General features: G+C 65.2%; 13 protein-coding genes. 7 read left to right on the top strand and 6 right to left on the bottom strand.

The window, feature by feature from the left end; genetic code table 11:
- Positions 1-146 precede the first annotated feature (146 nt).
- Complete coding sequence (locus tag HPY83_15030; protein ID NPV09258.1) at positions 147-917, top strand: SIMPL domain-containing protein; 771 nt, start codon at positions 147-149, stop codon at positions 915-917.
- Between the two features lie 67 nt (positions 918-984).
- On the opposite strand, the gene HPY83_15025 is transcribed toward HPY83_15030, so the two are convergent.
- The 3 genes from HPY83_15025 to HPY83_15015 all read right to left on the bottom strand — a co-directional run bounded on the left by HPY83_15025 (position 985) and on the right by HPY83_15015 (position 3,485).
- Complete coding sequence (locus HPY83_15025; GenBank protein ID NPV09257.1) at positions 985-1,560, bottom strand: class I SAM-dependent methyltransferase; 576 nt, start codon at positions 1,558-1,560, stop codon at positions 985-987.
- A gap of 156 nt (positions 1,561-1,716) precedes the next feature.
- Positions 1,717-2,538, bottom strand: coding sequence for a PIG-L family deacetylase (locus HPY83_15020; protein ID NPV09256.1), 822 nt, complete (start codon positions 2,536-2,538; stop codon positions 1,717-1,719).
- 128 nt (positions 2,539-2,666) lie between these two features.
- On the bottom strand, positions 2,667-3,485 hold the full coding sequence (locus tag HPY83_15015) for a PIG-L family deacetylase (protein NPV09255.1): 819 nt from the start codon (positions 3,483-3,485) through the stop codon (positions 2,667-2,669).
- Between the two features lie 223 nt (positions 3,486-3,708).
- Between HPY83_15015 and HPY83_15010 the strand changes: the two genes are divergently transcribed.
- From HPY83_15010 to HPY83_14985, 6 genes are all read left to right on the top strand, one after another.
- On the top strand, positions 3,709-6,720 hold the full coding sequence (locus HPY83_15010; GenBank protein ID NPV09254.1) for a PAS domain-containing protein: 3,012 nt from the start codon (positions 3,709-3,711) through the stop codon (positions 6,718-6,720).
- Between the two features lie 32 nt (positions 6,721-6,752).
- Entirely contained in the window at positions 6,753-7,112 is a 360-nt protein-coding gene (locus HPY83_15005) for a cupin domain-containing protein (GenBank protein NPV09253.1), read from the top strand.
- 385 nt (positions 7,113-7,497) lie between these two features.
- A complete protein-coding gene (locus HPY83_15000) occupies positions 7,498-8,529 on the top strand; it encodes a membrane dipeptidase (protein ID NPV09252.1) in 1,032 nt (343 codons plus the stop codon).
- A 199-nt stretch (positions 8,530-8,728) separates the two neighbouring features.
- Positions 8,729-9,238 carry a hypothetical protein gene (locus tag HPY83_14995; protein ID NPV09251.1) on the top strand — a complete coding sequence of 170 codons (510 nt, stop codon included), beginning with the start codon at positions 8,729-8,731 and terminating at the stop codon, positions 9,236-9,238.
- Between the two features lie 433 nt (positions 9,239-9,671).
- Positions 9,672-9,914, top strand: a complete 243-nt coding sequence (locus HPY83_14990; protein ID NPV09250.1) for a type II toxin-antitoxin system HicB family antitoxin — start codon at positions 9,672-9,674, stop codon at positions 9,912-9,914.
- Positions 9,914-10,120 (top strand): type II toxin-antitoxin system HicA family toxin, encoded by a 207-nt coding sequence (locus HPY83_14985; GenBank protein NPV09249.1) that lies wholly within the window; start codon positions 9,914-9,916, stop codon positions 10,118-10,120. Before HPY83_14990 ends, HPY83_14985 begins: the two co-directional genes overlap by 1 nt.
- An 82-nt stretch (positions 10,121-10,202) precedes the next feature.
- Here the strand turns inward: HPY83_14985 and HPY83_14980 are convergent, their stop codons facing one another.
- The 3 genes from HPY83_14980 to HPY83_14970 all read right to left on the bottom strand — a co-directional run.
- Complete coding sequence (locus HPY83_14980; protein NPV09248.1) at positions 10,203-10,946, bottom strand: SGNH/GDSL hydrolase family protein; 744 nt, start codon at positions 10,944-10,946, stop codon at positions 10,203-10,205.
- A 12-nt stretch (positions 10,947-10,958) separates the two neighbouring features.
- The gene (locus HPY83_14975) at positions 10,959-11,570 is read right to left on the bottom strand and encodes a class I SAM-dependent methyltransferase (protein NPV09247.1); all 612 of its coding nucleotides are present in this window, start codon (positions 11,568-11,570) and stop codon (positions 10,959-10,961) included.
- 11 nt (positions 11,571-11,581) lie between these two features.
- A partial coding sequence (locus tag HPY83_14970; protein NPV09246.1) for an MFS transporter occupies positions 11,582-12,271 on the bottom strand: 690 nt, incomplete at its 5' end.

Below are 12,271 nucleotides of genomic sequence, written 5' to 3'. Positions count from 1 at the left end.
CGGCTACATGGACGAGGCCACCGCCCGCGAGGTCGCCTCGGCCATCATGCTGGAGAACGGGGAGGAGTTCTACCGACTGGGCTGATACGCTTGTGCGCTCCCCGCCGGTCCGCGGCCCGTGCGGGAGGCAATACGGAGGTAGGAAGGTGAGACGAGCGACGAGTGTGGCAGCAATGATCCTGGTCGCGGCCCTGCTCATCGTCGGCTACGCCCCGCGGGCGCTGCCGGCTGCGGCCCAACCAGACTCTCCCGGCACGGTGACCGTCACTGGCGACGCCGAGGTTCGGGTCGTGCCTGACGAAGTAGTGTTGATGCTGGGGGTGGAGACCTGGGACAAGAACCTGGGGAGGGCCAAGAGCGAGAACGATGAGATCGTGCAGCGGCTGCTGGCGCTGGCCGAGGACAGCGGCATTGAGTCGCGTCACGTCCAGACCGAGTTCCTACACATCGAACCCCGGTATCGCGATGGCTATGAGAAGGTGGACTTCATCGGGTACTTCGTGCGCAAGACCGTGGTGGTGACACTGAGCGACCTGGCGCTGTTCGAGAGCTTCCTCTCCCAGTCTCTGGAGGCGGGGGCCACCCACGTGCACGGGGTCGAGTTCCGCACCACCGAGCTGCGTCGTTACCGGGATCAGGCCCGGGCCCTGGCAGTGAATGCCGCTCGGGAGAAGGCGGAGGCCCTATGCGCCGAGCTGGGGCAGCGGGTAGGCGAGCCCAAGGAAATCCGGGAGGAATACAGCCGCTGGTGGTCTCCTTACAGCTCCTGGTGGGGGTACGGATGGGGCTCGTCAATGGCCCAGAACGTGATCCAGCAGGTGGGCGAGGGCGGGGACGTGATGGGAAGCCTGGCCCCGGGGCAGATCACGGTGAGCGCCAGCGTCATGGTGGTCTTCGAGATGAGGAGTGACACGTGATCCGTGAGGCGTGACTCACGACACCTGGCCCGTGGCCTATCACGTGTCACCGCTCACGGATCACTGCTCACGTGTCAGGGTTCACTCCTCGCTTGCCGCGCATCGGCTCCACCAGCATGTGCTTGCCGTCGGTTTGCTTCACCCGGAAGAGGCCGCTGCCCTCCACGGCTTCCCTCGCCTCGGCCATGGGCATGTGCCCGGGGTCCATGAAGAGCAGGCCATCGGGCTTCAGCAGCCGGTGGATCTCCTGCAGCAATGCCGGACGGTCGCCGATGGCGTGGAAGGTGTCGAGCAGCACCACCAGATCCACGCTGTCGGCGGCGATGGGGGTACGGTAGGAGTCCACCAGGATGGGCTCGACGTTGGCCAGCCCGGCTCGGGCGATCCTCTTCCTGACCGCCTCGATGGCCAATGGCTGGATGTCCACCGCGTACACCTTGCCGGACGGCCCCACCCGCTGCGCCAGGGGAACGGCGTAGCGGCCCGGGCCGCAGCCGTAGTCCACCACCGTCATCCCCGGCCGGATGGGAGCCTGGGCCAGGTGGGGCTCGGGTGGATCCAGATGCAATAGGTCCTGAAGCCGGTACTGCCAGAGCATGAGCCGGTAAGCGGCAGCCTCGTGCCCGCCACCATGCTTCGCCATCGGCCCGCACCTCCTGCTGAGAGCAGGTTACAGGTTACAGGTTATAGGTTACAGGTTATAGGTTATAGGGAATAGGGAGGAGACCTTGGCCCGCCAGCCGGCTCTCGCTGCGCACCCTACTCCCTGTAACCTATCCCCTGCAACCTGTAACCCTGTCTAGAAGAAGGGGAAGAGGCGCTTGAACGTGGCTTCGTCCACCTTGCCGCCGTATTCCCCGAATTCGAGGGCCTCGGCGTACTTGACCTGCGAGCCCTTCTCCTCGCCGTAGAGCTTCTTGAGCAGATCGCGGAAGCGATCGGCGTCCCGGGCCATGGGCGGCAGCCACTGTTCCGCCATCCACCGCTTCCGTTCGGCCTCGTCTTGGGGCACCTGGTCCAGCTTGTTCTGGTTGTAGGGCATCCACTCGTAGAACTGGGAGACGTGGCAGTCCAGCATGTCCACCTTGGTCTCGATGACATCGTCTATGCTCACGGCGACGTCGGGAGTAAACGGGTAAGGACGCCGGAAGTTGTCGGCCCAGTAGGCCACCGCGGGGTTGTACATCAGGTGAGGTGTGAGGGCCTGCACGTTAGGGATGGTGACGGTGTAAGAGGCGTCCGACACCAGTTGGGAGGCGTAGCGATGGTCGGGGTGGTAGTCGTTGGGCCGGTTGGTGATGATCAGATCGGGCTCATACTCCCTGATGATGCGGACAATGGTCCAGCGGTTCTCCAGCGTGGGCAGCAGTTGCCCGTTGTTTATGTCCAGGACCTGATACTCCACCCCGGCGATAGCGGCGGAGCGCTGGGCCTCTTCGTAGCGACGGCGTGCCAGTGGCCCCCCGCCCATGGAGAAGTGGCCGGTGTTGCCGTTGGTCACGGACACGAACTTGACCTTGTGCCCCAGGCGGGTGTACTTGACCGCTAGCCCTCCGATGCTGATGTCGCAGTCGTCGGGATGGGCACCGAAAGCCAGGATGCGAAGCGGTTCGGACATGATACCTCCTGGGTAGGTTATAGGTTACAGGTTACAGGGGGTAGGGGATAGGAAGGAGACCTTGGCCAGCCAGCCGGCTCTCGCTGCGCACCTTGCTCCCTGTAACCTATAACCTGTAACCTATAACCTGTCTAGAAGAAGGGGAACAGTCTCCTGAATGTGGCCTCGTCCACCTTGCCGCCGTACTCGCCGAACTCGAGGGCCTCGGCGTACTTCACCTGCGAGCCCTTCTCCTCGCCGTAGAGCTTCTTGAGCAGATCCCGGGCCCGGTCGGCCTCGTGGGCGAAAGCCTCTAGTCGTCTCTTGGCCATCCAGGCGCGGCGCTCGGCCTCTCCCTCTGGCACTTCATCGAGCCTGTTCTGGTTGTAGGGCAGCCACTCGTACATCTGCGAAGTGTGGCAGTGGATCATGTCCAGCTTGGTCTCGATGACGTCGTCAATGCTGATAGCCACATCCGGGGTGAAGGGGTAAGGACGCCGAAAGCTGTCTCCCCAGTAGGCCACCACCGGGTTGTACATGAGGTGGGGAGTGAGGGCCTGCACGTTGGGGATGGTGACGGTGTAAGAAGCATCCGACACCAGTTGGGAGGCGTAGCGATGGTCGGGGTGGTAGTCATTGGGCCGGTTGGTGAGGACCAGGTCGGGGCGGAACTCCCTGATGATGCGCACCACCAGCCAGCGGTTCTCCAGAGTGGGCATGAGTTGCCCGTTGTGGATGTCGACCACCTGGTACTCGATGCCGGCCACTCGGGCGGCGCACTGGGCCTCTTCGTAGCGACGGCGCGCCAGGGGGCCGCCGCCCATGGAGTAGTGCCCGGTATCGCCGTTCGTGAGGGACACGAGCTTGACCTTGTGCCCCATCTGGGCGTACATAATAGCCAGCCCGCCCACACGCGTGTCGCAGTCGTCGGGATGGGCACCGAACGCTAGAATGCGTAGTTGGTCGTGCATGTCGCGCTCCAGTCCATCATGTTGAAGGATGGGCACCACATTAGCATCGTACGGCCGGCTGTCAAAGGGGACGGGTGTCTGTCGGCCAGGGAGCAGGGGGAAGGCACAGGTACTGCGAGAGGGGGCAAGAAGCCCCTTCTGATCGCGGGCACGCGCTAGCGCCGCGCCCGACTCCCCGGAACGGGTAACCTGTATCATCCTAGGTCACCACGCGGAGGAGCGAGTGCAGGAGAGCAAGATCGAGCGGCAGGGCCGCCGCGGCGACGACCTGGCGGCAGAGCGACTGGTGCGGCGCATCTGTACCGACCTGGTGCGCTTGCCTTACGAGGCCTTGGGCGAGGGCATAGACGAGGCTCTGCGCCTGGCGGGCCAGTTCTGTGGGGCCGACCGCAGCTACGTCTTTCTGTTCCGGGATGGCACCGACTGGATGGACAACACCCACGAGTGGTGTGCTCCCGGAGTGGAGCCGCAGATCCTTCGGCTGCAAGCTCTTTCGAGCGCCGACTTCCCCTGGTGGATGGCACACCTCCGACGCGGCGAACCGATCGTGGTTCCTGACGTGAGCAGCCTGCCTCCAGAGGCGGAGGCGGAAAGGGAGATTCTCCGGGCCCAGAGCATAGAGAGCGTGGTCGTGCTACCTCTGGTTGCCTCAGGCGAGCTCCTGGGGTTCATCGGGTTCGACTGGGTCCGGCCCGGCGCTGCCGCTTTCGACCGAGAGGCTCATTTCCTTCACATGGTGGGTGAGGCTGTGGCCAACGCCATCCATCGGGGGCGGGTGGAGGGGCGGCTGCAGGAGGCCAGGAGCTTGAGTGAGGCCCTGGACCGGGTCGACGCCGCTGTGAGTGCCACCTTCGACCTCGACATGATGATGGCGGCAGTGATGCAGGAATGCCTGCAAGCCCTGAAGGCCGACGCCGTGGCTGTGATCCTGCGCGAGCAGGACGAGTGGGTGATCGCCTACGCCTCCGGCCATGTGCCGGGCCTCGTGGGTCGGCGTGGCTCGGAGGCGCAGTTTCCTCTCTGTGGTCGGGTGGCTCAGAGGCGACGCTTGGTGATGATCGAGGATATTGCCAGCTCCCAGGTTAGCCCAGGCTCGTGGCTGCTTGAGGCTGGGTACCAGGCTTGTCTGGGCGTGCCACTCCTTACCGACCACCGCGTCAAGGGGGTGCTGTCATTCAGCTACTGCCGTCCCACGGCTTTCACCCGGGCTCAGCGGGAGTTTGCCACCCATCTGTCCGCGTTGATCTCCCTGGCGCTGGAGAGATCCCGCTTATACCAGGCCGAGATTCGGCATCGCCGGTTCCTGCAGTCGGTGACGGACAGCATCCCCGTGGGTATGGCCGTGGTGGACGGCGAGAGCCTGCGACTCAAGTGGATCAACTCGGGGGGCCTGGCGCTCCTGGGTGAGCCTTACCGATCGCTGGCGGTACCTGGAGTGCCCATAAGCGACCTGGTGCCAGACGGCGAGGCCAGCCGCCTGGCCCATGCCATACGAACCGTGAGGGACACCGGTGTCCCCTGCCAGCAGGAGGAAGCTAGGCTGGATGGGCTTCCCCGGGGGCTGACCTATTGGTGGGTGACGGTGATGCCCTCTGAGTCTCCTGACGGGGGCCGGGACGTTCTCATCGTGGCACGGGAAGTCACCGAGTCGGTGAGGGCTCGCCAACGAGTGGAGGAGCTGGCCGCCAGTCTGGAGCATGAGCGCGACGTGCTCCGGGCCATCATGGATAACACCGACACCTACCTGGCCTACCTCAACCGCCGCCTGGAGCTGGTGAGGGTCAACGCCAACTTTGCTGATGCCCTCGGCACCACCGCCGAGAGCCTGGTCGGCCGCAGCTTCTTCGACGTGCTGCCGGACCTCGAAGTCCGGCGGGTATTCGAGTGGGGTCGGGACTCGGGCCTTCCGGTTCGCTTCCACGAGCGGGGCTTTACCTTCCCCCGTTCCAGGGAGTTCGGGCCTGAGTACTGGGACTGGTCCCTGGTGCCGGTGAAGAACTCGAAGGGGGAAGTGGTGGGGCTGGTGCTCTGCCTGCTGGACGTGACGGCGTCCGTCCGGGCCCGAGGGCGCATCGAGGAACTGGCGGCGGAGAGCCAGCAACGCGCGGCTGAGCTGGAGGAAGAGCGCGCTCGGCTGAGAGCGGTGATCGAGAGCGCACCCGAGGCCATAGTGGTGTGCGACCGGGAGGGGCGAGTGCAGCTCGCCAACCGGGCTGCCGAGGGGCTCCGCGCCCATCCTCTGGTCGGAGGCGCACAGCCAACGGATAGCGATGCTGCCAGGGTATGCCACGGCGACCTTCGTCCCTACCATCCTGATGAGCTGCCCCTGGCCCGGTCCGCTCGGCACGGTGAAGTCTGTGCCGCCGAAGAGGTGATTCTGCTTTGGGGAGACGGCAGAAGGCGGGACCTGCGGGCTAGTTCGGCGCCCATCCTCGACAGGGAGGGCTATATCACCGGGGCGGTGGCGGTGTACCAGGACATCACCGACATCAAGGCGGCGGAGCGGGAGCGAGCTCACCTGGAGGAGATGAAGTCCGAGTTCCTCGCCAGCGTGTCCCACGAACTGCGCACTCCTCTGGCGTCCATCAAGGGTTACACCGAACTCCTCCTGGATGGGGGAGCCGGCCTGCTGAGCCCGCTACAGAAGGAGTTCCTGGGAACCGTTTTCGAGAGCGGAGAGCGACTGGAGTGGTTGATAGACGACCTCCTGGACGTGTCGCGGCTGGAGAGCAACCGGTTCGACATGGAGATGGCTTTGGTCCGGCCAGGGGAGCTGCTGCGCAGTTCCGTTGCTCGCATCCAGCCGGTGCTGGAGGAGCTAGTGGTGGACTTGGTGGTGGAGGAAGAGCCCCCTCTGCCCGAGATCAGGGGAGATCCGCGGCGCTTGGAGCAGGTGGTGAGCAACCTGCTCAGCAACGCGGTCAAGTTCACCCCGCCGGGAGGCAAGATCGTCGTCTCCGCCCGTCAAGTGGACGGCAAGACTCTGGAGATCGCCGTCAGCGATACGGGAGTGGGCATACCGGCCGATGATTTGCCCCACCTTTTCCAGCGCTTCTTCCGTGGCCATAACGTGACCGAGTCAGGCGTGAGCGGCACCGGCCTGGGGCTGTACATCTCGAAAGCGATAGTGGATATGCATGGCGGCACCATTGAGGCAGAGAGCGAACTCAACCGCGGAAGCACGTTCAGAGTGCGTCTGCCCATCATGGGCCCGACCGACGGCGAGAGCGTGTGAGCGAAGATCGGTGAGAGGGGAGAGGAAGGCAGATGGTACGGGTTCGGCACTACAGCGAAGTACCGGCGGAGGTGGCCGCTGAGGGAGTGACCATGCGGTTGGTGATCGGGCCGCGTGAGGGGGCGCCCATCTTCAACCTGCGTGTCTTCGAGGTGGAGCCCGGCGCCAGCACGCCCCACCACAGCCACTGGTGGGAGCACGAGGTGTTCGTCCTGGCGGGCCGCGGTGTGGTAGTCAGCGATGGAGGAGAAAGACCCATTGCCGAGGGTAGCACGGTACTGGTGCCTGGAGGCGAGGCCCACCACTTCACCAATACGGGCGAGGATAGCCTTCGCTTCATCTGCCTGGTTCCTCAGGAGTGGCTGGAGGGCGTGCGTCCGCTCAGGGAATGAGAGGGGGCTCATAGGTAGTGTTGAGGCCGTCGGGTTCCTGCTTCTGTAATGTACCTCTAAGGTTGCCTTTATGGGCTTTTAATGCGGCTTTGCCACAATCTAAGGTGAATCGAGGGAGAGAGGACACAACCATCGGGTGGAATCCCCCCATTCCACCGCCTCTTGTCTCCTGTTCCCCCCTTCATACCACGCTTACGGGGAGCCCAGGTAGGGCTCCCCGCCTCTCTGTCCGTTCGGGGCGGCGTGACCGCCACTGGCGCTGCAGAAGCTCATCTGCTGACCTCGGGCCGAGCTACCGCGCCGAGCCGGGAGGGTTGCCTCCTGCTATAATGCGGCCTAGCCGCCACTCGGCCATCGTGCCTACCGGCAGCGGGAGGGGACACATATGAGCTACGAGGAGCTGCATCGCGACGCACTGGTGGTGGATTCCCACAACGACACTATCGTGGCTCACATACGGCGCGGCAACCTGAGCCTGGCCCAGGGCGATCAGGGGGTCGAGGGCCGCTTCTCTGGCACTATCTCCTTTCTGCGCGGGCATGAATCCCCTCGAGAGGGGGCAGAACCGATCCAGATCAACTTCCCCAAGATGCTGCAGGGTGGCATCGATGCGGGCTTCTTCGCCGTTGACGTGACGCTAGCGCGGCACAACCACCTGGCCTACGCCATGGACGGTTTCGGCTACCTCTTCCGCGACCTGGAGCAGAGCGGCGCTGCCGCCGCCATAGTGCGCCGCGCTAACGACATCCTTCGCGCCCGGCAGCAGGGCACACCAGCTATTGTGCTCGCCATCGAGCACGCCGACGGCACCGAGCACAGCCTGAACGTCCTCCGATCCCTGTACGAACTCGGGGTCCGGTCCATCGGGCTAACCCACAACGTCAGCAGTGCCGCCGCCGATGGCAACCTGGAGGCGCGCGACGGGGTGGGGCTGACTCACTACGGCCGGGCGCTGGTGCAGGAGATGAACCGGCTGGGGATGCTGGTGGACCTGGCTCACGTCAGCCCGTCGGCTTTCTTCAGCGCCTTGGAGGTGACAACGCGCCCGGTGATCTTCTCCCACGGCAACGCTCGCGCCCTTTGCGACCATCCGCGCAACCTGAGCGACGATCAGCTCCGGGCTCTGGCCCGCAATGGCGGGGTAATAGGACTGAGCTTCGTGCCCATGTTCGTGGATAAGCGGAACCCCAGCCTGGAAAGGTTCTTGGACCACGTGGATCACGTGGCTAGGGTGGCCGGCGTGGAGTCAGTGAGCATCGGGTCGGACTTTGATGGAGGGGGGACCCTCCTGCCCGATGCCACTCACATGCCTCGCATCACCGCTGGACTGCTGGAGCGAGGATACGGCGAAGCCGACATCCGTAGGATTCTGGGGGAGAACACCCTTAGAGTACTGGGTGACGCCATCGGTCGGTAGAGCGGCAAGGCAGGCACAAGCGCACAGAGCTACGGTGTGGCTAGTGGTTCTGGCCCTACGGACGACAGGTTGGTTGTAGGGACGGCACGGGGGGCCGCCCTGCCGTAGGCGCAGGACCCAGGCCTCCGCAGGGCGGCCAGCCACCAGCCCAAACGTTCCTGGGCCGGCACCCCTGGCCGCCCACGGCCACGGAGGAATGATGATCTCCAGAAACCTTCTCATCGTCATCGTAGACGCCCTCATCGCGATGGTCCTTCTCTGGTCGGGGGTGAGAGCGCTGGTGCAGGACCGCTCGGCCATCGTCCGGGCGTTCCCCCGCATGGAGCTGTCTGCGGTGCTGCGGGGCTTGCTCGTCCTCCCCTTCGCTTTGACTGCCCTGTTCGTCGCGGTCGCCTTCGTCCTCGACCGGCAAGGAGACGTCTCCGTCCGCGCCGCGCAGGCTGTGTTTCTGCTGGGCTGGTGGGGCGCTGCGGTCATCATGGTTTTCAGCATCTTCGTGGGACTGCGCTCGCCAGCATCCGTGCCGGCGTCGGCGGTGATAGGCCTCCTGTTCGCCCTGCCGCCGCTGATCCTTTTCACCTCCACGGCTCGGTTCGCGGAGATGTTCTCGGTAGACGGGTACGACCGACCGGTGATCATCGGTCTGGCCCTGGCGGCCATGAGCTACACCGTGATTAGACGGCTCGAGAGGGCGAAGCCCGCCGGCTGATCGGGACGCGGGGCCATCGAGGTCGTGAATGCGTTCAAGATCGGGGGAGCTGGCCACGCCCGCGCGTCAGCCTGGGCATGAATCGCCGGGCTGCGGCAAGCCAATCCGGCTTCGGCAGGCTGGCGCAGTCTCCCAGTGAGCCGGGAGCCTTCCCGGAGCGTAACGAGGGCACCAGCTTGGCCTTCTCCCCTGTTCGAAGCTCGGCACCCCTCGAGGAGTTCGCGCGCCCACGCGCGAAAGGGCCCTGGCAGCAAACCTCCCCGCCAGGGTGCCGCCGCGCCTGGAGGCGGACGCCTCAAGAGAGTGACCTAAGCCCAGCGAAGCACCAGAGCGGGGTCGCGCGCGAAGACTTGTCCCCCCGATCCTGAGCTCTTGCGAGGTCTTGCTGCGGACCTTCGCTTTGAGGTAGGATGACGTGCAGAGGTGGCAGTAGATGTCCACGCTGTTCGCTCTCCCGATCCGAATCGAGCGCACAGAGACCGGAGGCTACCTGGCTACCAGCGACGCTCTCCCGGGCTTCCTGGTGGAAGGTGAGACGATGGAAGATGTGTATGGGCAGGCGCCGGTCGTCGCCCGGGAGTTGCTTGAGGCGTACAGGCAGCTCGACATGCCGCTTCCCGCCCGCCTCCAGCCTGTGTCGGAGGAGTTCAGTCTCTATGTACTCGTCGCGGCCTGATGCGCTACGGCGAGTTAGCGAAGAGACTCCGCCGTTTGGGTTGTGAGTTCGTGCGTCAGGCCGGCGGCAGCCACGAGATCTGGCGTAACCCCAGTACTGGCGGGATCAGCGTAGTGCCCCATCACACCCGCGAGATCGCTCCGAGGACTCTGTCGACCATCCTGCGTCAACTCGGGCTCACACTGGAGGACCTGCAGGGCCGCTAGGGGCTTCCTGTGGGGCGCGATGCGGGCTGCCCTCTGGAACCTCCTCGGTAGGGCTCGGGGTGCGAGCCGGCGCTGCTGTCCCTCACCGCCGTCCGTAGTCTTGCGGCTGCCGCCTCTGCTCCATGGTCCGCTCCACCTCTTGCCTCGCCTCCGCCAGGCTCTCCGTCACTGCCTTGGCCACTCCGCTGCAGCGGGTGGCGATGGCCTCGAAGACCCGGTGGCCGATCAGAGCATGGCCGAGATCATTGGCGTGCACGGTGTCCGGATGGATCGCCCAATCCGCCCTGCCTTCGGCCTCCCAGATATCGGCCAGGATGCAGCCCTGCTCCCGAGCAAGCTGGCGGATGACCAGGTTGTAGACTTCGCTGGCGGCGATGCTGCCTACATCGTACGGGGGATAGAGGTCGTAGGCAGTCATGTAGTAGACGGTGGTCAGGACCATGACCGGATTGCAGGCCTGCCGCACGTCCTCAATGATCTGCTTCATGTCCTGGCGGAAGTCCTCCGGCGGCATGCCCGCTCGCATGTCGTTGAGGCCGTAGGAGAGGATGAAGAGGTCTGGCTCCAAAGGGATCACGTCCTGACGGTAGCGCTCCAGGGCGCTGGGCTTGGCGGACGTGGGGTACCCCGGGCTCCGGGGCGAGATAGCGTTGGCGCCAATGCCCTTGTTGTGGAGCGCTACCGGGGTCCCCTGGAACTCACCGAGGAGCCGAGCCGTCACATTCACCCAGCGACGCTCCTCACTGGAGGCGGAGGCACCGGCCACGTGGCTCTCGCCCAAAGCTACCATGGTGCGGAAGGGATCGGGGTGCAGGTCATGTCTCATCTTTCCTCCCGATTAGCTTGCCGGCCCGGCGCTGGAGGGAGAAGCGGAGCCCCCCTGCGTCCCGCCGCCCCGGCGTATCACCAGCCGTACGTTGGGTGGATCCTCCCGTCGCTCCACTGTGTCGGCCCCTGCTCGGCGGAAGATGGCAACCATATCCGCCACGGAGTAGAAGCGGCTCCGCATGAGAAGGAGTCGCTCGGCCAAGGCTATGGCCTTCACCGGGCGCAGGCGAATGTCGGGCTCCTCGATCACGGCGATGCCGCCCGGGGCCAGGACGCGCACAACCTCCCGCGCGGCCGTAGCCTGGTCGTCCAGGTGATGGAAGACGTCCACCATCACCAGCCGGTCGAAGGTCTCATCGGCGAACGGCAGCGTTTCTGCCCAACCGACACACGCGGGCAGCTCCTTGGCGGTAGCCTCTCGCGCCATGGCCCAGGAGGCGTCTAGCACCACTAGGAGGCACTGGCACCCGAAGGTGCCGATCACCCGGCCAGTGCCGCCGCCCACGTCCAAGACCCGGTGCCCGTCCCTTACCGCTAATAGCCTGAGGAGGGGTTCGGGACCGGAGTAGGGCAGGAGGCGGTCGTAGAACCGAGCCACCAGATCGAAGTGGCTGCGAGCCAAGGTGCTCCTCCCTACCGACTCCGATCAGCCTCGGGCGGAGGACTCGCCTGGCGGGCCAGAATGAGCGCGCAGGCCACGCCGGTCAGGTTGAACAAACCGATCACCAGAAAGGGGAGGCCGCTGTTCACCTGGACCAGCCACCCCGCCAGCTGAGTGCCCGCGATCATCCCCGAGTACCAGCAGATGTGAGTGAAGCCGAGGGTGCGTCCCTGCTCACCGGCGGGCGAGACCTGGCTAATCAGGCCGGGGATGGGGACCGATAGGGCCCAGGCGAAGCCGGCGCCCAGCACTCCGGTGAGGTAGAGGCCGATCAGGCTATCGGTGACGGCGGAGGCAGCGAGCGACGCCAGCACGATCAGGGCGCTCAGGGCCACTACCAGACGGGTGCGGTCCATGCGGTCGCTCAGCCTTCCTACTGCCAGCTGGCAGGCGGAGGCGAAGAGCAGGCTCACGGTACCGTAGTAGGCGGCGATGGCGGGAGAATGGGAGACACGGTATATGAGGAGGGGTAAGAGCAGCGCCGCCGTACCCCAGTAGGCGGTGGGCACGAAGCGCAGGGCTCCCAGTAGGAGCACCGGAGGGCGTCTTATGATGGTCCCGTAGCCGGACAGGCTCTGGGCCGAGTTGAGGCCGTGGGCCTGGCCTCTGGTGTCGGGCATGAAGAGGACGCCTGCCAGGAACACCATCGTGCCCAGCGCCGC

Source organism: Anaerolineae bacterium (assembly GCA_013178015.1).
Lineage (GTDB): Bacteria > Chloroflexota > Anaerolineae > DRVO01 > DRVO01 > Ch71.
The sequence above is the reverse complement of the archived record's forward strand: the minus strand, read 5'-3'. Positions and strand labels throughout refer to the sequence as shown.